Here is a 23,450-nt window from a genome sequence, read left to right on the forward strand (position 1 = left end):
AAATACTCCGTTGTTAATTCAGGATTGTCCAAAACTCTACGAGTTTAGTTTGACATTTAAGTTAAAACGTTTGGCCTTACTTAACGGAGAACCATTAAGCCTTAGGACGCTTCACGCCATACTTGGAGCGAGCTTGCTTACGGTCTTTAACGCCAGAGCAGTCAAGCGCACCGCGTACGGTGTGGTAACGAACACCCGGGAGGTCTTTAACACGACCGCCACGGATCAGGATCACGGAGTGCTCCTGCAGGTTGTGACCTTCACCACCGATGTAGGAAGTCACTTCGAAACCGTTAGTCAGACGAACACGGCATACTTTACGCAGTGCGGAGTTCGGTTTTTTAGGAGTGGTAGTATATACACGAGTACATACACCACGTTTTTGCGGGCATGCTTCCAGCGCAGGCACGTTGCTTTTTGCAACTTTGCGAGCGCGTGGTTTGCGTACCAGCTGGTTAACTGTTGCCATTAAATAGCTCCTGGTTTTAGCTTTTGCTTCGTAAACACGTAATAAAACGACCTCATACAATATGAGGACGCCGAATTTTAGGGCGGTGTCGAAAAGGTGTCAAGAAATATACAACGATCACACAATCACCAGGCCATCTGGCTGGCGTGCTTAACCGTAAGTCTGACGAAGTCAGTATAGTCAACCCTGACGACACTGTCTGAAATTTGACCACCCAAACCGCGAGCTTCAATGTCTTCTTTCAGTGCGTAAACAGTTATGGGGGTATTTTGCAGGCTTTCAAGGAAGCGGCTGCCTTCTACTGCGGCGACGACGCCATCCTGGAGCAATAAAAGTTCATCGCCTTCTGCGATCAGGCGCTGAATAGCAGAGAAATCAGAGTGCCACGCGGAGCGGTGTAAAGTATGCAGCATGAGAACCTCAAAACCTCAGGATGACATCGTAGTTGCCCAGTTCGCGACGCAGCGCTTCTGGCTCCAGCGGTGTCGCATCAACGACAAAACTTACGCCTTCCCCGAGTCCCCTCTCGCGCAGCGAGGCGGCACATAACCAGCACTGTTCGATATCGTACAGTCCCAGCAGTTTGAAGGTCGCAATATAGTCGCGGGCCAGAATGACATCCGGTTTTTGTCCCTGCAGGATCTGAAAGACGCCATCACTAATAAAGAAGACGCCGATCTCTTCGGTTAATGCCGAGGTGGCCAACAGCGCATCCAGCCCTTCGCGACCCGATGCACTCCCGTGCGGCATTGTGGAAAAGACAAAGGCAATACGTTTCATCAGAACTGTACCACGCGATCGCAGGTCAGTGAGGCTTGTGCCAGCGCGCCCAGTCCGCTGAGGGTAAAACCCGGCTGCAGATTGGCGGACGCCAGCCCCAGCCTGCCCGCTTCTGTTTCATCGACCACACCGCGACGCAGTGCCGCCGCCACACAGATGTTCAGTTCAACGCCATGCTGTGTATTCATTTGTTGCCAGGCCCGGACCAGATCAAATTCATCACTGGCCGGAGAGGTCAGTTGGTTGGCGTTATACACGCCTTCCCGATAGAAAAAGACGCTGCTTAACGTATGGCCTTCTTCAATCAGCGCCTGAGCAAACTGCAGTGCGCTGCTCGCCTGCTGGGTACCATATGCCGGACCGGTAACCACAATGGCAAAACGCATTACTTATCTTGCCCCTGGAAGTCACCGCTCTTGAACTGGCGAATATAGAGGTACACGGTGTGCTTGGAGATATTCAGACGATCGGCAACCTGGTTGATCGCGTCCTTAATATCGAAGATGCCTTTCTCATACAGATTCAGAACGATCTGGCGGTTCTTGGCATTATTGGAGACATTACGATCGGCGTTCACCTCTTCAATGGTGAACTCCAGCGTCTGCGTCACCAGATCTTCTACAGAAGAGGCGAAGTTAACAGACGATCCGACTTCCGGGGTCTCCGGCGGAATAAAGGTATTCATGATCTGCGAGAACGGGACATCAAGGTTCATGTTGATGCACAGCAGACCAATCACGCGATGCTCGCGATTGCGAATGGCAATCGTCACTGACTTCATCAAAACGCCGCTTTTCGCACGGGTAAAATAGCATTTGGAAACGCTGCTATCTGCACCGGTCATATCGTGCAGCATTCGTAACGCAAGGTCAGTAATCGGTGAACCGATTTTACGTCCCGTGTGTTCACCATTGGCAATACGAATGGCGGAACATTTCAAATCCTGCAAAGAGTGCAATACGATTTCACAGTGGGAACCAATGAGCATCGCTAACCCGTCCACCACCGCTTCGTAGGATTTCAAAATATCAAAGTCGGTCTGATCGAAAGGACGTTGATCCAGTAAGTCGAGCTCACTGGTTTCGTTGGTTAAAAGCGACCTGGACATGAAAAAAAACACTCCTTTTCAGGAGCCTGTCGTTATGTTTTCAGGGCAGGCTCATTAATTTTGTGGATGGTTAAATTAATACAGAGGGGCTTCCACTTTCCACTATTAATTATACACGTCATCCTTCAGGCTGCCTCAGCGTTGGTTTCGCTCGTTCGCCCCAGTTACGTACTTATGTACGCGCCAGGGGATTCACTCCCTTACCGCCTTGATGCAACTTGAATGATTTTGTGTATGTATCCGGCCTGCATAAAAAAACCGCCGCTCTGTTCGGCGGCGGTTCTCAATTTTTATTTTTTAGCGGCATCTGCTGCTTTTGCATCAGCTTCTGCTGCTGCTTCTGGCTTGTCATCCGCCTTCGGTGCCGGCTTGATATCCAGCAGTTCTACGTCGAATACCAGCGTGGAGTTAGCTGGGATCCCCGGAACGCCGGTTTTACCGTAAGCCAGCTCTGGTGGGATGACCATCTTGATCTTCCCGCCTTTCTTAATGTTCTTCAGACCTTCAGTCCAGCCAGGAATCACACCGTCCAGACGGAAAGAGAGCGGCTCGCCACGGGTATAGGAGTTATCGAACTCTTTACCGTCGATCAGCGTCCCTTTGTAGTTCACCACCACAGTGTCGCTGTCTTTCGGCGCTTCGCCCGTACCGGCTTTCTCCACTTTGTAGAGCAGGCCCGTTGAAGAGGTCTTCACATCTTTCTCTTTCGCAAACTTGGTGCGGAACTCTTTGCCTTTGGTTTCGTTGTCAGCCGCGTCTTTTTCCATCTTCGCCTGAGCGGAGGCTTTCACGCGTGCTTCAAATGCTTGCAGAGTCTGTTCGATTTCCTGGTCAGACAGTTTGCTCTTATCAGCAAACGCATCCTGAACGCCGGCGATCAGTTGGTCTTTGTCCAGTTTGATGCCCAGTTTTTCCTGCTCTTTCAGGGAGTTTTCCATATAGCGGCCCAGCGATGCGCCCAGTGCATAAGCCGATTTCTGGTCGTCATTTTTGAACGCGGCTTTGCTGTCAGCAGCGGCGGCCGGTTTTGCGGCTTCGGCTGCGAAGGTGATCGGGGCGTGCAGAGCAACGGCCATCGTGGTCGCCAGCAGAGTGACTTTAAACAGTGATTTCATCCATATCTCCAGGGCCGGGGCATCTCACCCCATGGTTAACTTTTATGTGAGAAGCGTACTATAAAGCGTTGTTGAACAAATCAACATACAGACATACCTGATAATCGCTTCTTTTGAGACTCTTTTTGTTTAAATTAGTTTCGATGAGAAGGAATCAGGGCTGTGTATTCGGATAAAGTTAAGTAGAATCCGCCGCGACCAGAGACAATCGATGAGGTGAATCATGCAGGATACAACGATGGAAACCCGACTGGCCGAGCTGGAAAGTCGGCTGGCTTTTCAGGAAATCACCATTGAAGAGCTCAACGTAACGGTAACCGCTCACGAGATGGAAATGGCCAAATTGCGCGATCATCTGCGACTGCTGACGGAGAAACTCAAGGCGAGCCAGCCTTCCAATATCGCCTCTCAGGCCGAAGAGACGCCACCGCCTCATTATTGAGACATAAAAAAAGCGGGTTTATCCCGCTTTTTTGTGGCTCATTGCCGGATGGCGGCGCAAGCGCCTTATCCGGCCTACTCATCCCAATGAACCCGTAGGCCTGATAAGCGTAGCGCCATCAGACATTATGACCTTTTAGTGGCAACCGCAGCCGCCGTTGCCTTTACCGCCACCACCGCAGCAGCCTTCGCCGCCGTGCTCGTGACCGTGGTCATGGCCGTGACCGCCGCAGCAGCCGTCGTGATCGTGGTCATGGTCGTGACCGTGCGCACCGTGAACGTGGCCATGAGCCAGCTCTTCTTCGGTCGCTTCGCGGATCGCCACAACTTCAACGTTGAACTTCAGATTCTGACCTGCAAGCATGTGGTTGCCATCAACCACAACGTGGTCGTCTTCCACTTCGGTAATTTCTACCGGTACCGGACCCTGGTCAGTTTCAGCCAGGAAACGCATGCCAACCTGCAGTTCATCAACGCCCATGAAGACGTCTTTAGGAACGCGCTGCACCAGGTTTTCGTCGTACTGACCGTAAGCGTCGTTCGCGCCTACAGCAACATCAAATTTGTCGCCAACATCGTGACCTTCCAGCGCTGTTTCCAGGCCAGAGATCAGGGAACCGTGACCATGCAGATAGTCCAGCGGCGCACTCACCGGAGACTCATCAACCAACACACCGTCTTCTGTACGTACCTGATAGGCCAGGCTGACCACCAGGTCTTTTGCTACTTTCATGATATCTCCTGAGCGTGGGAAAATTGCTGGCGCAGATTGTAGCGGAAATCTGCACCTGTGTACCCCTTAGCTTAAAAAATCTCGGGCCATATCGCTAGTCTGGATGAAAGATCCCGATCACTTGCTCTTCTTTGCGCACGTGATCGCGGACTTCTTTATCCGCTTCCCGCATCTGATGCCCGCACTTAACACATTCAACAATATCGATATTATTCTCGCGCCACATCGCCAGAGAATCCTGCGCCTGGCAGGAAGGGCATTTCGCCCCTGCAATAAAACGTTTACGGATTGCCATACTTATCCTCTATTCGAATTCATCCCAGCCATCCAGTTGGCGTCGCTCTTGTTGCATCTCGCGCTGGAAAATCTCCTCCAGCTCGCGTCTGGCTTCTCTGGCGCGAGAGATTTGTAGCGTATCGGTATGCATCGGGATGAGCTCCCTCAGCATCCGCATATCCAGCCGGCGGAAATGTAGTTGCGCCCGCTGCGCCTGATGGGGATGCATTCCCAATGACACCAGCGTTTTGCGCCCCAGCTCCAGTGCACTGGAGAAGGTCTCACGGGAAAACTGCACGACCCCCGCCTGTAATAACTCATGTGCTTCGACACGTCCGCGCGCTCGCGCAAGAATATGCAAATGCGGAAAATGCTGTTGGCAAATCTCCACCAGCTTCATCGTATCTTCCGGCTCATTACAGGTAATGACGATGGATTCCGCCGCCTCGGCACCGGCAGAACGCAGCAGGTCCACCTGCGTCGCATCACCGTAATAAACCTTATAGCCGTATTTGCGCATCAGATTCACCGCACTGATGTCCCGCTCCAGCACGGTAATGCGCATCTTATTTGCCATCAGCAAACGACCGATGACCTGACCAAAACGACCAAAACCCACCACGATGACCTGCGGCTTGTCATCCTCGACCCACGGCATTTCATCTTCTTCATCCGGACCGTTAAGCTGGCGGGAAAGCCATTTGTCGATAAGCTTCATCAGCATCGGCGTAGTCATCATCGACAGCGTGACGGTCACCAGCAGAAGCGCCATCTGGTCGCCCTGAAACAGCCGCTGCGATGACGCGGTCGAGAACAGCACAAAGGCAAACTCTCCCCCCTGACTCAACACGCCAGCAAACTGCATTCTTTCAGAACTGCGCAGACCGTACAGTCGCGCCAGCAGATAAAGGACCAGCGTTTTAACCGCCACCAGCACCACCACGCTTGCCACGACCCACAACAGATGGGTGTACAGCACGCCCAGATTGAGCGACATCCCGACCGAAATGAAAAAGAGGCCCAGCAGCAGTCCCTTGAACGGATCGATCGCGGTTTCCAGCTCATGCCGGTATTCGCTTTCCGCTAACAGCACCCCCGCGATAAACGTGCCGAGCGCCATCGACAGCCCCAGCGCATCCATAAACAGTGCCGATCCCAGCACCAGCAGCAGCGTGGCGGCGGTAAACACTTCTCGCACGCCGGACGCCGCAATAAACCGGAATACCGGGCGCAGCAAATAGCGTCCGCCAATCAGCATGCCGGCAAACGCCAGCACCTTCATGCCGATCTTCATCCAGTCAAAGTTTTCATCCGCCGACCCGGCTAACAGCGGCACCAGCGCTAATGCCGGGATCACAGCCAGATCCTGGAACAGTAAAACCGAAAAGCCCAACTGCCCGGATTCGCTGCGGTTCATCCCTTTTTCGCGCATCAGCTGCAGCGCCATCGCAGTTGACGACATCGCGAGGCCTATCCCGCCGACGACCGCCGCCTGCCATGAGAAATCAGTCAACATCAGCAATCCGGCCAACAGCGCCGCGCTGAGCAAAACCTGCGCCGCTCCGACGCCAAAGATAGAACGTCGAAGCTGCCAGAGTTTCGACGGATTCAGCTCCAGTCCGATGATAAACATCAGGAACACAACGCCCAGCTCGGAGAAGTGGAGAATTTCATCCACGTCGCTGATGAACCCCAGTCCCCACGGACCAATGGCAATCCCCGCCAGCAAATAGCCCAACACGGCGCCAATACCCAGCCGCGATGCCAGAGGCACCGCAGCCACCGCCGCGAAGAGAAACAGCACTCCCGCGGTCAATAAATCGGAACCTTCCATCAGCGGCCTCCCACAGGAACGGGATGAGCAAGCCAGTCGCCATACGCTTTTGCATGGCTTTCCAGCTCCTGCGCGCTTTGTCGTCTGGCCCAGTAGATAATAATGGGACTCAGCCAGTGCATTCGGCACATTCCTGCCGTCAGTTCGAATGGCCGCAATACATCGCTCATTGGATAGCGATTCAGCGCGTCATAGCGATAGGCGCTCTCCGGTTCACCGGTGGTGATGACGCTGCGCCAGTACTTTCCCGCAAGCTGATTTCCCCCGGGGCCGCTGGCAAAGCCACGGCTCAACACGCGATCCAGCCACTCTTTGAGCAGTGCCGGACAGCTATAGGTGTACAGCGGATGCTGAAACACGATCACGTCATGCTCACGCAGTAACGCCTGCTCATGCGGGATATCGATAAAAAAATCAGGATAGTGCGCGTAGAGATCGTGCACCGTAACGTTGCTGAGCTGCGTGGCCGGCTTAAGCAGTACCCGATTTGCCACCGAGTCCTGAGATTCCGGATGGGCATACAGCAGCAAGACCTTTGCTGGCTGAGACATCATCCCCCTCCCGGTTTTGTTTCTGTTTTTGTGTATAGTCGTCGTTTTGGGCTACCATTGCGGCCCGGTGCGGAAAATGGCCCACACCTTACATTATCATAATGATAAATTAACATAGTCTGAACATACGGCGCCTTATGATTGTTTTCTCCTCGTTACAAATTCGTCGCGGCGTGCGCGTCTTACTGGACAATGCCACTGCCACCATCAATCCGGGCCAGAAAGTCGGTCTGGTGGGTAAGAACGGCTGCGGGAAATCTACCCTGCTGGCATTGCTGAAAAATGAAATCAGCGCAGATGCCGGCGGTTTTACCTTCCCCGGAAGCTGGCAACTGGCATGGGTAAATCAGGAAACACCGGCACTGCCCCAGCCCGCGCTGGAATATGTCATTGACGGCGACCGCGAATACCGTCAACTGGAAGCGCAGTTGCACGACGCCAACGAACGTAACGATGGACACGCCATTGCCACCGTCCACGGCAAGCTGGATGCCATCGACGCCTGGACCGTGCGTTCCCGCGCGGCCAGCCTGTTGCATGGTCTCGGCTTCTCTAATGAACAACTGGAACGTCCGGTGAGCGACTTTTCCGGCGGCTGGCGTATGCGTCTCAACCTGGCCCAGGCGTTAATTTGTCGCTCCGATCTCCTCCTGCTCGATGAACCGACCAACCACCTCGATCTGGATGCAGTTATCTGGCTGGAAAAATGGCTGAAGAGCTATCAGGGCACTCTGATTCTGATCTCCCACGACCGCGACTTCCTCGATCCGGTGGTGGATAAAATCATTCATATCGAACAGCAAACCCTGTTCGAGTACACCGGCAACTACAGCGCGTTTGAAATTCAACGTGCAACGCGTCTGGCCCAGCAGCAGGCGATGTACGAAAGCCAACAGGAGCGCGTGGCGCATCTGCAAAGCTACATTGATCGCTTCCGCGCCAAAGCCACGAAAGCGAAGCAGGCGCAGAGCCGTATCAAGATGCTGGAACGCATGGAGCTGATTGCCCCGGCGCATGTCGACAACCCGTTCCATTTCAGCTTCCGCGCGCCGGAGAGCCTGCCGAACCCGCTGCTGAAAATGGAGAAAGTGAGCGCCGGTTATGGTGAACGCATTATCCTGGACTCGATCAAACTGAACCTGGTGCCGGGTTCGCGCATTGGCCTGCTGGGACGTAACGGCGCGGGTAAATCCACGCTCATCAAACTGCTGGCAGGTGAACTGACTCCCGTCAGCGGTGAAATCGGGCTGGCGAAGGGCATCAAGCTCGGTTACTTCGCTCAGCACCAGCTCGAGTATTTGCGCGCGGATGAGTCGCCGTTGCAGCATCTGGTGCGACTGGCGCCACAAGAGCTGGAACAGAAGCTACGCGATTATCTGGGCGGTTTCGGCTTCCAGGGAGATAAAGTCAGCGAAGAGACACGCCGTTTCTCCGGTGGCGAAAAGGCACGACTGGTGCTGGCGCTGATCGTCTGGCAGCGGCCGAACCTGCTGCTGCTCGATGAACCGACCAACCACCTTGATCTCGACATGCGTCAGGCGTTAACCGAAGCGTTGATTGAATTTGAAGGCGCACTGGTGGTGGTCTCGCACGACCGCCATTTGCTGCGCTCCACGACCGACGATCTGTATCTGGTGCATGACCGCAAGGTCGAGCCGTTCGATGGCGATCTGGAAGATTATCAGCAGTGGCTGAGCGACGTGCAGAAGCAGGAAAACCAGGCTGACGACGCCCCAAAAGAGAACGTCAACAGCGCGCAGGCGCGTAAAGATCAGAAGCGTCGTGAAGCCGAACTGCGCACGCAAACCCAACCGCTGCGTAAGGAGATAGCCCGTCTGGAAAAAGAGATGGAGAAACTGAACGCGCAGTTGGCGCAGGCGGAAGAGAAGCTGGGCGACAGCGAACTTTACGACCAGAGCCGCAAAGCCGAGCTGACGGAATGTCTGCAACAGCAGGCCAGCGCCAAAGCCGGACTGGAAGAGTGCGAAATGGCCTGGCTGGACGCCCAGGAGCAACTCGAGCAGATGCTGAGCGAGTAACGGCGATGACACACGTAATCCTTCACGATCCTGAAATGCCGAACGGCAGCAGTGACGAATTTCGCCCGATGCGCGGTATCAGTAACTGTCATTTGCAGACCATGCTGCCGCGTTTGATCCGGCGAAAAGTGAATTTCGACGCCCACTGGCAGCGTCTGGAATTACCCGACGGCGACTTTGTCGATCTGGCATGGAGTGAAGATCCGCATCAGGCGAAGCATAAGCCGCGCCTGGTGGTGTTTCATGGTCTGGAAGGCAGTCTGAACAGTCCGTACGCGCATGGCCTGATTGAAGCGGCAAAGAATCGTGGCTGGCTTGGCGTGGTGATGCATTTTCGCGGCTGCAGCGGCGAGCCCAATCGTCTGAATCGCATTTATCACTCGGGCGAAACCGAAGACGGGACCTGGTTCTTAGGCTGGTTACAGCGGGAATTTGGCAATGCGCCAACGGCCGCCGTGGGCTATTCGCTTGGCGGAAACGTGCTGGCGTGTCTGCTGGCAAAAGAGGGAAAAAACATCCCGCTCGACGCGGCGGTCATTGTCTCAGCGCCCTTTGTGCTGGAAGCCTGCAGCTACCATATGGATAAAGGCTTTTCCCGTGTTTATCAGCGCTATCTGCTCAACCTGCTGAAGGCTAACGCGTCACGCAAGCTGGCGGCCTATCCCGGTTCGCTACCGGTAAGCCTGGCGCAATTGAAATCCTTGCGCCGTATCCGTGAGTTTGACGATCTCATCACCGCCAAAATTCACGGTTTCGCCGATGCTATCGACTACTATCGTCAGTGTAGCGCAATGCCCTTGCTCAGTGACATCGCCATTCCGACGCTGATCATCCACGCGAAAGACGACCCGTTTATGGACAGTCATGTGATCCCCAAAGCGGAAGATTTACCGCCGCAGGTGGAATATCAGTTAACGGAACACGGCGGTCACGTCGGGTTTATCGGCGGGACATTGCGTCGGCCAGAAATGTGGCTCGAGTCGCGCATTCCTGACTGGCTGACACCGTACCTGGAGGCATAATTATGCAGATCCCCTGGCAAGACCTTTCCCCCGAGACGCTGGACAATCTGATCGAAAGCTTTGTGTTGCGCGAAGGCACCGATTATGGTGAACATGAACGTACCCTTGAGCAAAAAGTCGCCGACGTTAAACGCCAGTTGCAGTGTGGAGAAGCGATACTGGTGTGGTCCGAGTTGCACGAAACCGTCAACATCATGCCGCACAAACCATTTCGCGAATAACCTGCACGCTATCGGCCGACTATAATAAAAAATCAATTTATTGATGGAGTTAACATGTCTGCCAAACATCCGGTGATAGCGGTAACAGGATCCAGCGGCGCGGGGACCACCACCACCAGCCTCGCGTTTCGTAAAATTTTTGCGCAGCTCAACCTGCGCGCCGCCGAGGTGGAAGGCGACAGTTTTCATCGCTATACCCGCCCGGAAATGGATATGGCGATCCGCAAAGCGCGCGACGCCGGACGCCACATCAGCTATTTTGGCCCCGACGCCAATGACTTCGGTCTGCTGGAACAGACGTTTGTTGAGTACGGTCTGACGGGTAAAGGCCAGTCGCGCAAATATCTGCATACCTACGATGAAGCGGTCCCGTGGAACCAGGTACCAGGGACCTTCACCCCGTGGCAACCCCTGCCAGAACCTACAGACGTGCTGTTCTATGAAGGCCTGCACGGCGGTGTCGTCACACCGCAGCATGAGGTCGCAAGCCATGTTGACCTGCTGGTCGGCGTTGTCCCCATCGTTAACCTGGAGTGGATCCAGAAACTGATCCGTGATACCAGCGAGCGGGGTCATTCTCGTGAAGCGGTGATGGATTCCGTGGTGCGTTCTATGGACGACTACATCAACTACATTACGCCGCAGTTCTCCCGCACCCACATTAACTTTCAGCGCGTCCCCACCGTGGACACGTCAAACCCGTTTGCAGCCAAAGGTATTCCATCGCTGGATGAGAGCTTTGTGGTGATTCATTTCCGCAATCTGGAAGGGATCGATTTCCCCTGGCTGCTGGCAATGCTGCAAGGTTCATTCATTTCCCATATCAATACATTGGTAGTGCCTGGCGGCAAAATGGGGCTGGCAATGGAACTCATTATGTTGCCGCTGGTACAACGACTGATGGAAGGGAAAAAAATCGAGTAAGGTAAGATTTTGCCGGATGGCGGCGTTGCGTTATCCGGCCTACTCCTGTCGTAGGCCTGATAAGTGCAGTGCCATCAGGCAAGGATCATCAGGCAGCAATCACTTCATACGAATGGGTAATATTGACCGCTTTTTCCAGCATTAACGCCACGGAGCAATACTTTTCTGCCGACAGATCGACCGCACGCGAAACGGCGGCATCCTTCAGGTCGTGACCCGTGACAATAAAATGCAGATTGATGTGGGTGAACAGGCGGGGTGCCTCTTCGCGACGTTCTGACGTCAGTTTCACTTCGCAGTTCGTCACATCCTGACGACCTTTTTGCAGGATAGAAACCACGTCAATCGCGCTGCACCCCCCTGCCGCCATCAACACCATTTCCATCGGGCTCGGCGCTTTATCACCGGAGTTACCGTCCATCAAAATCTGGTGACCGGAAGCCGACTCACCCAGGAAGGTTAACCCTTCAACCCATTTAACACGCGCTTGCATATTTTTTAACTCCAGTGCGTCAATTTTCCTGACAGATTACGCGTACATAACAATTCTCGCAACGGAAGGCGACCTCCGTCATGCTGAAGCGAGACACCAGGAGACACACGGCTAAAGCTATGCTAAAACAGTCAGGATGCTACAGTAATACATTGATGTACTGCATGTATGCAGAGGACTTCACATTAAAGGCTGCAGTTCGTTTTTGACGGCCTCTTCCCAGGACGAGGGAAGCACATTTTTGCAACCCCAGAGACAGCGGATTTTTTTGGCTCTGGAGACAGCTTATAACAGAGGATAATCGCGCATGGTGCTTGGCAAACCGCAAACAGACCCGACACTTGAATGGTTCTTGTCTCATTGCCACATTCATAAGTACCCGTCCAAGAGCACGCTGATTCACCAGGGTGAAAAAGCAGAAACGTTGTACTACATCGTTAAAGGCTCAGTGGCAGTGTTGATTAAAGATGAGGAAGGGAAAGAAATGATCCTTTCTTATCTGAATCAGGGTGATTTCATTGGCGAACTGGGCCTGTTTGAAGAAGGCCAGGAACGTAGCGCATGGGTTCGAGCGAAAACAGCGTGTGAAGTGGCTGAAATTTCCTACAAGAAATTCCGCCAGTTGATCCAGGTGAACCCAGATATTCTGATGCGCCTGTCTTCCCAAATGGCTCGCCGCCTGCAAGTTACTTCGGAGAAAGTCGGTAACCTGGCCTTCCTCGATGTGACCGGTCGTATCGCCCAGACGCTGCTGAATCTGGCGAAACAGCCTGATGCGATGACTCACCCGGACGGTATGCAGATCAAAATCACTCGCCAGGAGATTGGCCAGATCGTTGGCTGCTCTCGCGAAACCGTTGGTCGTATTCTGAAGATGCTGGAAGATCAGAACCTGATCTCCGCTCACGGTAAAACGATCGTCGTTTACGGCACTCGTTAATCTCATCGAAAATGACGCGCTACCCGATAGCGCGTCATTTTTGTTTTGCCAATGTGGCGCAGACTGATTTATCACCCAGAAATCAACTATGCACTACGTCAAACACTGGTGCTCTGTTTGCCCGTGGCCGTCGGCCTGCTCATCGGGCAGTTACATCTTGGCCTGCTCTTCTCTCTCGTTCCCGCCTGCTGCAACATTGCCGGGCTTGATACTCCGCACAAACGCTTTTTCAAACGCCTGATTATCGGGGCGTCGCTGTTTGCCGGCTGTAGCCTGATCATGCAACTGCTGCTGGCGCAGGCGATACCGTTACCCCTGATCCTGACCGGACTAACGCTCACGCTCGGCGTCACTGCGGAATTGAGCTCCCTTCACGCCCGCCTGCTTCCAGCCTCGCTGATTGCAGCGATTTTCACACTGAGCCTCGCGGGGAACATGCCGGTCTGGGAGCCTCTGCTGATCTACGCATTGGGCACGCTATGGTACGGATTGTTTAACTGGTTCTGGTTTTGGCTCTGGCGCGAACAGCCGCTTCGCGAGTCGCTGAGCCTGTTATACCGTGAACTGGCGGATTACTGCGAAGCCAAATACAGTATGCTGACCCAGCATACTGATCCGGAAAAAGCCCTGCCGCCACTGCTGATGCGCCAGCAGAAAGCGGTCGACCTCATCACCCAGTGCTATCAGCAGATGCACATGCTGTCGGCGCACCGCAACAATGACTACAAGCGGATGCTGCGCGCCTTTCAGGAAGCACTGGATCTGCAGGAGCATATCTCCGTCAGTCTGCATCAGCCGGAAGAAGTGCAAAAGCTGGTCGAACGCAGCCATGCGGAACAGGTGATTCGCTGGAATGCGCAAACGGTCGCCGCTCGCCTGCGCGTACTGGCGGATGACATTCTCTATCACCGACTGCCGACGCGGTTCACCATGCAAAAGCAGATTGGCGCGCTGGAAAAAATTGCTAATCAGCATCCGGATAACCCCGTCGGGCAGTTCTGTTACTGGCATTTCAGCCGTATCGCCCGCGTGCTTCGCACTCAGCGCCCACTCTACGCCCGCGATCTGATGGCCGACAAACAGCGTCGGTTACCGCTGCTGCCGGCGCTGAAAAACTACCTCTCGTTGAAATCTCCGGCGCTGCGTAACGCCGGGCGTATCAGCGTAATGCTCAGCATTGCCAGTCTGATGGGGTCCGCGTTACATCTGCCGAAACCTTACTGGATCCTGATGACCGTTCTGTTTGTGACGCAAAATGGTTACGGAGCCACCCGCGTGCGTATTCTGCACCGTTCGGCGGGAACGCTGGTGGGGCTGATTATCGCAGGCGTGACGCTGCACTTTCATATTCCTGAGGGGTATACGCTGGCACTGATGCTGGCGATCACCCTGGTCAGCTATCTGACCATCCGGAAAAACTACGGCTGGGCGACGGTAGGATTTACCATCACCGCGGTGTATACCTTGCAACTCCTGACGCTGGACGGCGAGCAGTTCATTATCCCGCGATTTGTCGATACGGTCATAGGCTGCCTGATTGCATTTGGGGGTACCGTCTGGCTGTGGCCGCAATGGCAGAGCGGTCTGTTGCGTAAAAACGCCCATGACGCGCTGGAGGCCGATCAGGAGGCCATTCGCCTGATTCTAAGCAACGATCCGCAACCGACGCCGCTCGCCTGGCAACGTATGCGGGTCAACCAGGCACACAACACGTTGTTCAACTCGCTCAATCAGGCGATGCAGGAACCCGGCTTCAACACCCATTATCTGGAAGATATGAAGCTGTGGGTGACGCACAGCCAGTTTATCGTCGAACACATCAATGCGATGACCACGCTAGCGCGCGAGCATACGATGCTCACGCCGGATCTGGCGCAACGATACCTGCAATCGTGTGAAATTGCGCTGCAACGCTGTCAGCAGCGACTGGAGTATGACGGGCCTGGCAGCTCAGGGGATGTGAATATTCTGGAAGCGCCAGAGATGCTTTCCCACGGACCGTTAAGTACCCTGGAACAGCATCTGCAGCGTGTTATCGGCCACCTGAACACTATGCATACCATCTCGTCTGTGGCATGGCGTCAGCGGCCGCACCACGGAATCTGGCTCAGCCGTCGCTTGCGGGATATGCGGGGTTAACACTGATTGCCGGATGGCGGCGTAACGCCTTATCCGGCCTACACGGAGCGTGTTATCGACAACAAGCCTGACAAGCGCAGCGCCATCAGGCAGAGAGTTAACTGATTACCGGATGGCGGCGTAACGCCTTATCCGGCCTACACGGAGCGTGTTATCGACAACAGGCCTGATAAGCGCAGCGCCATCAGGCAAACTGTTAACCGACAATTTTTGCGACAGCGTCGGCAAAACGCAGCATCCCTTCGTCGATATCCGCCTCTTCCACCACCAGCGATGGCGCAAAGCGCATCACGTCCGGCCCCGCATTCAACACCATTACGCCGGCATCCGCCGCCGCATAGAGGAAATCGCGCGCGCGTCCTTTGTACTGCGGTTGCAACTCGGCACCAATCAACAGGCCCATGCCGCGAATGTCGCTAAACACGTGGTACTGCTCATCAATCTGTTGCAGATGTTGAACAAATTTCTGCCGTTTCGCCACCACGCCGCCCAGCACATCCGGGGTGTTGATGATGTCGAACGCCGCCTCTGCTACCGCGCAGGCTAGCGGGTTGCCGCCGTAGGTTGATCCATGAGAGCCGACGTGAAACGCTGAGGCAATCTCCTGAGTCGTCAATACCGCACTCACCGGGAAGCCGCCGCCCAGGGCTTTCGCACTGGTAAGAATATCCGGCGTCACGCCGTAGTGCATATAGGCAAAGAGGTCGCCGGTGCGCCCCATTCCGCATTGCACTTCATCAAACACCAGCAGCGCCTGATGCTGACTGCAGAGGTCACGCAAACCTTGCAGGAACGCCGGCGTTGCGGCCAGAACGCCGCCCTCCCCCTGTACAGGTTCAACCACGACAGCGCAGGTATGGTCGTCCATCACCGCTTTCACGGCGTGGAGATCGTTAAACGGAACGTGGACGATATCCGCCGGTTTTGGACCGAAGCCATCAGAATACTTCGGCTGTCCACCCACGGTAACGGTAAACAACGAGCGGCCGTGGAACGCATTATGAAAGGCAATGATTTTGGTTTTGAACGGGCTATGGCGCACACAGGCGTAATGACGCGCCAGCTTGAACGCCGTTTCGTTGGCTTCTGTCCCGGAGTTCATGAACAGCACGCGCTCGGCAAAGGTGGCGTCGATGATTTTTCGCCCCAGACGCAGTGCGGGTTCGTTGGTGAAAACGTTACTGGTATGCCAGAGCGTTTCGCCCTGGGTTTTCAGGGCCTCCACCAGCGCCGGATGGCAGTGCCCCAGCGCAGTCACCGCAATCCCGCCCGCGAAATCAACGTAGTCCTTGCCCTGCTGATCCCAGACCCGGCTGCCTTTCCCTTTTACCGGAATAAATTCCGCCGGTGCATAAATTGGCAGAATGACTTCATCAAAAGTTGCCCGGGTTACTGCCGTTTGTTCAATTGCCATCTCATGACCATCCAGTTATGCAAAAATGAATGTGAAAATATAATCACAAAATATGCATAAAAAATCATCAGATAGCAACCACAAATCACCGACTGAGGAAATTGGCCAGCAGCTGATGACCCTGTTCGCTGAGAATACTTTCCGGATGAAACTGCACGCCTTCCAGATCCCACGTCGTATGGCGGATCCCCATAATCTCCTGCGTTTCGCTCCAGGCGGTCACCTCAAAGCAGTCGGGAAGCGTGGCGGGATCGATAAGAAGCGAATGGTAACGGGTGACGGTAAGGGGGTTAGTTAGCCCCTGAAACACGCCCTGTCCCGTGTGGCGGATGGGTGACGTTTTTCCGTGCATCACTTTTGCGGCGCGCACGATAGTCGCACCAAATGCCTGTGCCATCGCCTGATGCCCCAGACAAACACCCAGTATCGGCAAACGACCGGCATAGTGGCGAATCACGTCCAGCGAAATTCCGGCATCATCCGGGGTGCAGGGGCCGGGCGAGATGACGATTTTTTGCGGATTCAGCACATCTATCTGCGACAGCGTCAACTCGTCATTACGCTTAACCCGCACGTCAGCGCCCAGCTCGCAAAAATACTGGTAGAGGTTCCAGGTGAAAGAATCGTAGTTATCGATAAGCAGGATCATGACGGCTCCGGTCCAGGAAAACCGCGCTATTCTACTCAGTTTCCTCGGCTTCGCTTACCCCTTTACGAAATATCGCCTGTAAAGCACTAAGGTCGCCCATCGCCCCTTCCTGATTCGCCCGATTCCACTCCGCCACCGAAACATCCCCCCAGTGAAGAAGATAACCGGCATGAATAGCCAGTTGTTCGAAGAAAATCCGCTGCGCCATGCCGCTGCCAAGACGAAATGGATGCAGCACATTGATCTCACAGTAATAATGCGCAAGACGATTGACGAATTTCTCTTCCGGCAGTCCCATCAGGTAGCCCTCTTCTTCCAGATCCTGCATCAGGGCATTGCCTTCTTTTTCGATGTAGGCGAAGTGGCAGAAACGGGTATCTCCCTGATAGATATCCACTTCACGCAGGTGGCCTGCCCAGTCGAAAACGTCCTGGTAAAGCTGACGATGAATCGCACACAGGTGAGGTAACCCGCGCTTCGCCGGTCCCAGTTCGATGGTCGCCGCACGCAGCGCGGTGAGTTCATAAGCGGCCTGTTCCAGACGTTCGACCTGGTGGATCCCCAGACGGTTACGCATCACGTTCAGTCCGGGGTAGAGATACGGATCGCGGTCGTCGCCGATTTTAGCGCTCATAGTGCCTCCGGAGTTCTTCCAGACGCGTCAGCGCCTCTGCGGCGTTAAGCGTGATTAGCGGATGTTCGACGCCCTCAAGACGGCGACTGGCCTGAAAATTCACGTTTCGCTGCTGTTCCCAGAGCCGGGATTTTTGCCTGTCGGTGAGTTTTTTCACTTTACGCCTCCCTGATTAATCCGTGTTTGCCACAAGTATAAGCAGCAAAACACAGTTACGCAGGGAGGATGAAACGACGCGGGCCAGCAATGCCCGCGCAGGAAAGGATTACGGCAGAACTTTTGCGGACAGGATAACAACCGGTTTTGACGGCACATTCTGGTAAGGGCCGACATCATGGGTCGGAACCTGGGAGATCTTATCAGCCACGTCCATCCCTTTCACAACTTTACCAAATACGGCATAACCGAAGTCACGCTGGCCGTGATCGAGGAAGGCGTTATCGGCTACGTTGATAAAGAACTGGCTGGTCGCGCTGTCTTTATCGGCAGTACGCGCCATCGCGATGGTGCCGCGCGTGTTGCGCAGGCCGTTGTCGGCTTCGTTTTTAATCGGAGGATTGGGTTTCTTCTGCTGCATCTGTTCAGTGAAGCCACCGCCCTGGACCATGAAGCCCGGAATCACGCGGTGAAACGTGGTGTTGTTATAGAAACCGTTGTTCACATAATCGACAAAGTTTTGCACTGAAACAGGCGCTTTTTGGCTATTCAGTTCCAGTTCAATATTACCTGCAGAGGTTGTCAGCAAAACGTGCGGATCCCCTTTTGCTGCCAACGCCGCGGGAGAGAGAGCAGAAAGGGCGAAAACAGCTGCAACAGCCGCCAGGGTCGATTTGAGCATGAGATTTCCTTTAGGAGAGCGGTAACAAAAGCCAGTGGTTCGATTCTAAAGAGCCTTCAGGGACAAGGCCATCCCTTTACCTAATTTTACGTACCAGAAACATCTGTAACTTTGATAGGTCGGCCAAGAATTGTGATGTTTATCACGCTAAAAATTGCAACACAGCCAGAAGTTGCCAATAAACATTTAAATACATCACTAAAACGCCTAAAATCTGCCCGCCCACAGCGCTGTCAACGCGCTTTACTTCCATTTACAGGCCAGTCATGACTAACAGCAATCGTATCAAGCTCACATGGATTAGCTTTCTCTCCTACGCCCTTACCGGTGCGTTGGTGATTGTCACCGGGATGGTGATGGGAAACATCGCAGAGTATTTCCATCTGCCGGTTTCCAGTATGAGTAACACTTTCACCTTCCTGAACGCCGGTATTTTGATCTCCATTTTCCTCAATGCCTGGCTGATGGAAATCATCCCGTTGAAAACGCAGCTGCGTTTTGGCTTCATCCTGATGGTGCTGGCCGTAGCAGGACTGATGTTCAGTCATAGCCTGGCCCTGTTCTCCGCCGCGATGTTTGTACTGGGGCTGGTCAGCGGGATCACGATGTCGATTGGTACGTTCCTGATTACACAGATGTATGAAGGCCGTCAGCGCGGCTCTCGTCTGCTGTTTACCGACTCCTTTTTCAGCATGGCTGGGATGATCTTCCCAATGGTTGCCGCGTTCCTGCTGGCGCGCAGCATCGAATGGTACTGGGTGTACGCCTGTATCGGACTGGTCTATGTCGTTATTTTCCTTCTGACCTTTGGCTGCGAATTCCCGCCGCTGGGCAAACACGCGCCACAGAGCGACACGCCGGCAGTGAAAGAAAAATGGGGCATCGGCGTCCTGTTCCTGTCCATTGCGGCGCTGTGTTACATCCTGGGCCAGTTGGGCTTCATCTCCTGGGTACCTGAGTACGCAAAAGGGCTGGGGATGAGTCTGAACGACGCCGGCACACTGGTCAGCGATTTCTGGATGTCGTACATGTTCGGGATGTGGGCCTTCAGCTTCATTCTGCGTTTTTTCGATTTGCAGCGCATTCTGACGGTGCTGGCCGCTCTGGCTACCGTGCTGATGTACCTGTTCATCACCGGTACGCCTGAGCATATGCCGTGGTTTATTCTGGCACTGGGCTTCTTCTCGAGCGCCATCTATACCACCATCATCACCCTGGGTTCGCAGCAGACCAAAGTGGCTTCGCCAAAACTGGTTAACTTCGTACTGACCTGCGGCACCATCGGCACCATGCTGACGTTTGTCGTCACCGGTCCTATCGTGGCGCACAGCGGCCCTCAGGCTGCCCTGCTTACCGCGAATGGCCTGTACGCCATTGTCTTCGTTATGTGCTTCATCCTCGGCTTTGTCACTCGTCATCGCCAGCATGGGATACCAGCAGCACAGTAATGTGATTAGCCGGATAACAACGCGTTGCGTCTTATCCGGCCTACGCAGGGCGATCGTTTTTGCCGGCCGGACTAGGCGCAGCCGCCATCCGGCATTTTATCGTTTGTCTCCCCTTCCCCGAACGGCGTAGGCCACCCAATCTCTAGTGGTAGTCCTCCCACGCTAAAAACCCCTCAATTTGTATGTTATTCATACAATCGCGAAAAGTCTGATATTTCCACAACTTAAGAAAATGCAGACAAATCAGCAATATACCCCTTAAGGAGTATATAAAGGTGAATTTGATTTGCATCAATAAGTGGGGTTGCTGAATCGTTAAGGTAAGCAGTAATAGAAAAGAAATCGAGGCAAAAATGAGCAAAGTCAGACTCGCTATTATCGGTAATGGTATGGTCGGCCATCGCTTTATTGAGGACCTTCTTGATAAATCCGATGCCAGCCTGTTCGATATTACTGTTTTCTGCGAAGAACCCCGCAAGGCATACGACCGTGTGCACCTTTCATCCTACTTCTCACATCACACCGCCGAAGAACTGTCTCTGGTCCGCGAAGGATTTTACGAGAAGCACGGCGTTAACGTGCTGGTCGGCGAACGCGCAATTACCATCAATCGCCAGGAAAAGGTTATTCACTCCAGCGCAGGTCGTACGGTTTACTACGACAAGCTGATCATGGCGACCGGTTCCTATCCGTGGATCCCGCCGATTAAAGGTTCCGAAACCCAGGACTGCTTTGTTTATCGCACCATTGAAGACCTCAACGCGATTGAATCCTGTGCCCGTCGAAGCCGTCGCGGTGCAGTCGTCGGCGGTGGTCTGTTAGGTCTGGAAGCGGCAGGCGCGCTGAAAAACCTCGGTGTGGAAACGCACGTGATCGAATTCGCCCCGATGTTGATGGCTGAACAGCTTGACCATATGGGCGGCGAACAGCTGCGTCGCAAGATTGAAAGCATGGGCGTGCGTGTGCACACCAGCAAAAACACCCAGGAGATCGTTCAGGAAGGCACCGAAGCGCGTAAAACCATGCGTTTTGCCGACGGTAGCGAGCTGGAAGTGGATTTCATCGTCTTCTCCACCGGCATTCGCCCACGCGACAAGCTGGCGACGCAGTGTGGTCTTGAGGTCGCACCACGCGGCGGGATCGTGATCAACGATGCCTGCCAGACGTCCGACCCGGATATCTACGCTATCGGTGAATGTGCCAGCTGGAATAACCGGGTGTACGGTCTGGTCGCACCGGGCTACAAAATGGCGCAGGTCGCCGTTGACCATATCCTCGAAAACGAAAACGCCTTCGAAGGCGCGGATCTGAGCGCTAAGCTGAAACTGCTGGGCGTTGATGTCGGCGGTATTGGCGACGCGCATGGCCGCACGCCGGGTGCCCGTAGCTACGTTTACCTCGACGAAAGCAAAGAGGTCTACAAACGCCTTATCGTAAGCTCTGATAACAAAACGCTGCTTGGCGCTGTACTGGTAGGGGATACCAGCGATTACGGCAACCTACTGCAACTGGTGCTGAACGCCATCGAACTGCCGGAAAACCCGGACTCACTGATCCTGCCCGCCCATGCTGGCAGCGGTAAACCGTCCATCGGCGTGGATAAACTACCGGACAGCGCGCAGATTTGCTCCTGTTTCGACGTCACCAAGGGCATGCTGGTCGCCGCCATCAACAAAGGTTGCCACACCGTTGCCGCGCTGAAGGCCGAAACCAAAGCCGGTACCGGCTGCGGCGGCTGTATCCCGCTGGTCACCCAGGTGCTGAACGCCGAACTGGCGAAACAGGGTATTGAAGTGAATAACAACCTGTGTGAGCACTTTGCGTACTCACGTCAGGAACTGTTCCACCTGATTCGCGTGGAAGGCATCAAAACCTTCGAGGAACTGCTGGCGAAACACGGTAAAGGTTACGGCTGCGAAGTGTGTAAACCGACCGTAGGTTCTCTGCTGGCCTCCTGCTGGAATGAGTACATCCTGAAACCGCAGCACACGCCGCTACAGGATACCAACGACAACTTCCTGGCAAATATCCAGAAAGACGGGACCTACTCCGTCATCCCACGCTCTGCCGGTGGTGAAATCACCCCGGAAGGCCTGGTCGCCGTGGGGCGTATCGCCCGTGAATTTAACCTGTACACCAAAATCACCGGTTCTCAACGTATCGGCCTGTTTGGTGCGCAGAAAGACGATCTGCCGGAAATCTGGCGTCAACTGATTGAAGCAGGTTTTGAAACCGGTCATGCCTATGCCAAAGCGCTGCGAATGGCAAAAACCTGCGTGGGCAGCACCTGGTGCCGTTACGGCGTAGGCGACAGCGTGGGCTTCGGCGTTGAGCTGGAAAACCGCTACAAAGGTATTCGTACCCCGCACAAAATGAAGTTCGGCGTCTCCGGCTGTACCCGTGAATGTGCGGAAGCGCAGGGGAAAGATGTGGGGATTATCGCGACCGAAAAAGGCTGGAACCTGTACGTCTGCGGTAACGGCGGGATGAAACCTCGTCATGCCGATCTGCTGGCGGCGGATATCGACAGTGAAACCCTGCTCAAATATCTCGACCGTTTCATGATGTTCTACATCCGTACGGCGGACAAACTGACCCGTACCGCTCCGTGGTTAGACAATCTGGAAGGTGGTATCGAGTATCTGAGATCCGTCATCATCGACGACAAGCTGGGTCTGAACGCCCATCTGGAAGAAGAGATGGCCCGTCTGCGCGAAGCCGTGGTCTGTGAGTGGACGGAAACCGTCAACACGCCGTCTGCCCAGACGCGTTTCAGACACTTCATCAACAGCGATAAACGCGATCCGAACGTCCAGGTGGTACCTGAACGTGAACAGCATCGTCCGGCCACACCGTACGAACGCATTCCGGTTACTCTGGTGGAGGAAAACGCATGAGCCAGTGGACAAACATCTGCCACATTGATGACATCCTGCCAGCAACCGGCGTCTGCGCGTTGTTAGGTGAGGAACAGGTCGCCATCTTTCGTCCGTATCACAGCGACCAGGTGTTTGCGATCAGCAACATCGACCCGTTCTTTGAGTCCAGCGTACTGTCCCGTGGGCTGATTGCGGAACATCAGGGTGAATTGTGGGTCGCCAGCCCATTGAAAAAACAGCGCTTCCGCCTGAGCGACGGCCTGTGCATGGAGGATGAAAGTCATTCCGTGGCGTGCTACGAGGCGCGGGTGAAAGACGGCATTGTGCAGTTGCGCAGCGAATGAATTATAGGGAGGCGCAACGCCTCCCTTTTTTGACGTAATGGGTAGACCTTTTTTTCACAGGACTGATAAGCGTAGCGCCATCCGGCAAATTGCATCAGCGCATTGCCGGATGTCGGCATAAATGCCTTATCCGGCCTACGGTTACGTTTTTATTTTTTC

27 protein-coding genes are annotated in these 23,450 nt (G+C 54.3%); 10 read left to right on the plus strand and 17 right to left on the minus strand.

From position 1 onward, the window contains the following. Positions 1-94: 94 nt before the first annotated feature. The 6 genes from rpsL to fkpA form a co-directional block, all read right to left on the minus strand. Positions 95-469, minus strand: coding sequence for a 30S ribosomal protein S12 (rpsL, locus tag GBC03_02405; protein QFS69138.1), 375 nt, complete (start codon positions 467-469; stop codon positions 95-97). A 125-nt stretch (positions 470-594) separates the two neighbouring features. After that, a complete protein-coding gene (gene tusB / locus GBC03_02410) occupies positions 595-882 on the minus strand; it encodes a sulfurtransferase complex subunit TusB (protein QFS69139.1) in 288 nt (95 codons plus the stop codon). Between the two features lie 7 nt (positions 883-889). Then, entirely contained in the window at positions 890-1,249 is a 360-nt protein-coding gene (gene tusC, locus GBC03_02415; protein ID QFS69140.1) for a sulfurtransferase complex subunit TusC, read from the minus strand. Next, positions 1,249-1,635 (minus strand): sulfurtransferase complex subunit TusD, encoded by a 387-nt coding sequence (gene tusD, locus GBC03_02420; GenBank protein ID QFS69141.1) that lies wholly within the window; start codon positions 1,633-1,635, stop codon positions 1,249-1,251. The genes tusC and tusD overlap by 1 nt, the downstream gene beginning before the upstream one ends. Continuing rightward, entirely contained in the window at positions 1,635-2,357 is a 723-nt protein-coding gene (locus tag GBC03_02425; protein QFS69142.1) for a hypothetical protein, read from the minus strand. The genes tusD and GBC03_02425 overlap by 1 nt, the downstream gene beginning before the upstream one ends. A gap of 290 nt (positions 2,358-2,647) precedes the next feature. Continuing rightward, positions 2,648-3,472: an FKBP-type peptidyl-prolyl cis-trans isomerase gene (fkpA, locus tag GBC03_02430; protein QFS69143.1), complete on the minus strand. Its 825-nt coding sequence runs from the start codon at positions 3,470-3,472 to the stop codon at positions 2,648-2,650. Positions 3,473-3,695: 223 nt separating this feature from the next. Between fkpA and GBC03_02435 the strand changes: the two genes are divergently transcribed. Beyond that, on the plus strand, positions 3,696-3,914 hold the full coding sequence (locus GBC03_02435) for a lysis protein (GenBank protein ID QFS69144.1): 219 nt from the start codon (positions 3,696-3,698) through the stop codon (positions 3,912-3,914). 135 nt (positions 3,915-4,049) lie between these two features. On the opposite strand, the gene GBC03_02440 is transcribed toward GBC03_02435, so the two are convergent. From GBC03_02440 to kefG, 4 genes are all read right to left on the minus strand, one after another. Continuing rightward, positions 4,050-4,646, minus strand: a complete 597-nt coding sequence (locus tag GBC03_02440) for a peptidylprolyl isomerase (GenBank protein ID QFS69145.1) — start codon at positions 4,644-4,646, stop codon at positions 4,050-4,052. 94 nt (positions 4,647-4,740) lie between these two features. Continuing rightward, positions 4,741-4,941: a YheV family putative metal-binding protein gene (locus GBC03_02445; GenBank protein QFS69146.1), complete on the minus strand. Its 201-nt coding sequence runs from the start codon at positions 4,939-4,941 to the stop codon at positions 4,741-4,743. 9 nt (positions 4,942-4,950) lie between these two features. Beyond that, positions 4,951-6,756 carry a glutathione-regulated potassium-efflux system protein KefB gene (gene kefB / locus GBC03_02450; GenBank protein QFS69147.1) on the minus strand — a complete coding sequence of 602 codons (1,806 nt, stop codon included), beginning with the start codon at positions 6,754-6,756 and terminating at the stop codon, positions 4,951-4,953. Then, positions 6,756-7,307 (minus strand): glutathione-regulated potassium-efflux system ancillary protein KefG, encoded by a 552-nt coding sequence (gene kefG / locus GBC03_02455; protein ID QFS73892.1) that lies wholly within the window; start codon positions 7,305-7,307, stop codon positions 6,756-6,758. Before kefG ends, kefB begins: the two co-directional genes overlap by 1 nt. Before the next feature lie 137 nt (positions 7,308-7,444). Between kefG and GBC03_02460 the strand changes: the two genes are divergently transcribed. The 4 genes from GBC03_02460 to GBC03_02475 are packed head-to-tail and all read left to right on the plus strand — an operon-like array spanning position 7,445 to position 11,513. Next, positions 7,445-9,346, plus strand: coding sequence for an ABC transporter ATP-binding protein (locus GBC03_02460; GenBank protein QFS69148.1), 1,902 nt, complete (start codon positions 7,445-7,447; stop codon positions 9,344-9,346). Positions 9,347-9,381: 35 nt separating this feature from the next. Continuing rightward, the gene (locus tag GBC03_02465; protein QFS73893.1) at positions 9,382-10,368 is read left to right on the plus strand and encodes a hydrolase; all 987 of its coding nucleotides are present in this window, start codon (positions 9,382-9,384) and stop codon (positions 10,366-10,368) included. Between the two features lie 2 nt (positions 10,369-10,370). After that, entirely contained in the window at positions 10,371-10,589 is a 219-nt protein-coding gene (locus tag GBC03_02470) for a YheU family protein (GenBank protein QFS69149.1), read from the plus strand. A 54-nt stretch (positions 10,590-10,643) separates the two neighbouring features. After that, on the plus strand, positions 10,644-11,513 hold the full coding sequence (locus GBC03_02475; GenBank protein ID QFS69150.1) for a phosphoribulokinase: 870 nt from the start codon (positions 10,644-10,646) through the stop codon (positions 11,511-11,513). 88 nt (positions 11,514-11,601) lie between these two features. On the opposite strand, the gene GBC03_02480 is transcribed toward GBC03_02475, so the two are convergent. Further along, the gene (locus GBC03_02480) at positions 11,602-12,006 is read right to left on the minus strand and encodes an OsmC family protein (GenBank protein ID QFS69151.1); all 405 of its coding nucleotides are present in this window, start codon (positions 12,004-12,006) and stop codon (positions 11,602-11,604) included. A 307-nt stretch (positions 12,007-12,313) separates the two neighbouring features. Here GBC03_02480 and crp point away from each other — a divergent pair, with 307 nt between their 5' ends. Both crp and GBC03_02490 read left to right on the plus strand, forming a co-directional pair. Continuing rightward, positions 12,314-12,946 (plus strand): cAMP-activated global transcriptional regulator CRP, encoded by a 633-nt coding sequence (gene crp, locus GBC03_02485; protein QFS69152.1) that lies wholly within the window; start codon positions 12,314-12,316, stop codon positions 12,944-12,946. 51 nt (positions 12,947-12,997) lie between these two features. Further along, on the plus strand, positions 12,998-15,085 hold the full coding sequence (locus tag GBC03_02490) for a hypothetical protein (GenBank protein ID QFS69153.1): 2,088 nt from the start codon (positions 12,998-13,000) through the stop codon (positions 15,083-15,085). Positions 15,086-15,281: 196 nt separating this feature from the next. On the opposite strand, the gene astC is transcribed toward GBC03_02490, so the two are convergent. The 5 genes from astC to ppiA all read right to left on the minus strand — a co-directional run bounded on the left by astC (position 15,282) and on the right by ppiA (position 18,620). Continuing rightward, positions 15,282-16,499: an acetylornithine/succinylornithine family transaminase gene (gene astC, locus GBC03_02495; protein QFS69154.1), complete on the minus strand. Its 1,218-nt coding sequence runs from the start codon at positions 16,497-16,499 to the stop codon at positions 15,282-15,284. Between the two features lie 85 nt (positions 16,500-16,584). Next, positions 16,585-17,148, minus strand: a complete 564-nt coding sequence (gene pabA, locus GBC03_02500; GenBank protein QFS69155.1) for an aminodeoxychorismate synthase component 2 — start codon at positions 17,146-17,148, stop codon at positions 16,585-16,587. Between the two features lie 31 nt (positions 17,149-17,179). Then, positions 17,180-17,782 carry a putative adenosine monophosphate-protein transferase Fic gene (locus tag GBC03_02505; GenBank protein ID QFS69156.1) on the minus strand — a complete coding sequence of 201 codons (603 nt, stop codon included), beginning with the start codon at positions 17,780-17,782 and terminating at the stop codon, positions 17,180-17,182. Beyond that, the gene (locus GBC03_02510; protein ID QFS69157.1) at positions 17,772-17,939 is read right to left on the minus strand and encodes a DUF2559 family protein; all 168 of its coding nucleotides are present in this window, start codon (positions 17,937-17,939) and stop codon (positions 17,772-17,774) included. The genes GBC03_02505 and GBC03_02510 overlap by 11 nt, the downstream gene beginning before the upstream one ends. 108 nt (positions 17,940-18,047) lie before the next feature. Then, positions 18,048-18,620 (minus strand): peptidylprolyl isomerase A, encoded by a 573-nt coding sequence (gene ppiA, locus GBC03_02515; protein ID QFS69158.1) that lies wholly within the window; start codon positions 18,618-18,620, stop codon positions 18,048-18,050. 266 nt (positions 18,621-18,886) lie between these two features. Between ppiA and tsgA the strand changes: the two genes are divergently transcribed. Beyond that, positions 18,887-20,068, plus strand: coding sequence for an MFS transporter TsgA (gene tsgA / locus GBC03_02520; protein QFS69159.1), 1,182 nt, complete (start codon positions 18,887-18,889; stop codon positions 20,066-20,068). Between the two features lie 142 nt (positions 20,069-20,210). On the opposite strand, the gene GBC03_02525 is transcribed toward tsgA, so the two are convergent. After that, positions 20,211-20,429 (minus strand): hypothetical protein, encoded by a 219-nt coding sequence (locus GBC03_02525; GenBank protein ID QFS69160.1) that lies wholly within the window; start codon positions 20,427-20,429, stop codon positions 20,211-20,213. Here GBC03_02525 and nirB point away from each other — a divergent pair. Next, positions 20,422-22,965: a nitrite reductase large subunit gene (nirB, locus tag GBC03_02530; GenBank protein ID QFS69161.1), complete on the plus strand. Its 2,544-nt coding sequence runs from the start codon at positions 20,422-20,424 to the stop codon at positions 22,963-22,965. The genes GBC03_02525 and nirB overlap by 8 nt on opposite strands. After that, positions 22,962-23,291 (plus strand): nitrite reductase small subunit NirD, encoded by a 330-nt coding sequence (gene nirD, locus GBC03_02535; protein QFS69162.1) that lies wholly within the window; start codon positions 22,962-22,964, stop codon positions 23,289-23,291. The genes nirB and nirD overlap by 4 nt, the downstream gene beginning before the upstream one ends. Positions 23,292-23,450: the final 159 nt, after the last annotated feature.

It is taken from the genome of Citrobacter telavivensis (assembly GCA_009363175.1).
Lineage (GTDB): Bacteria > Pseudomonadota > Gammaproteobacteria > Enterobacterales > Enterobacteriaceae > Citrobacter_A > Citrobacter_A telavivensis.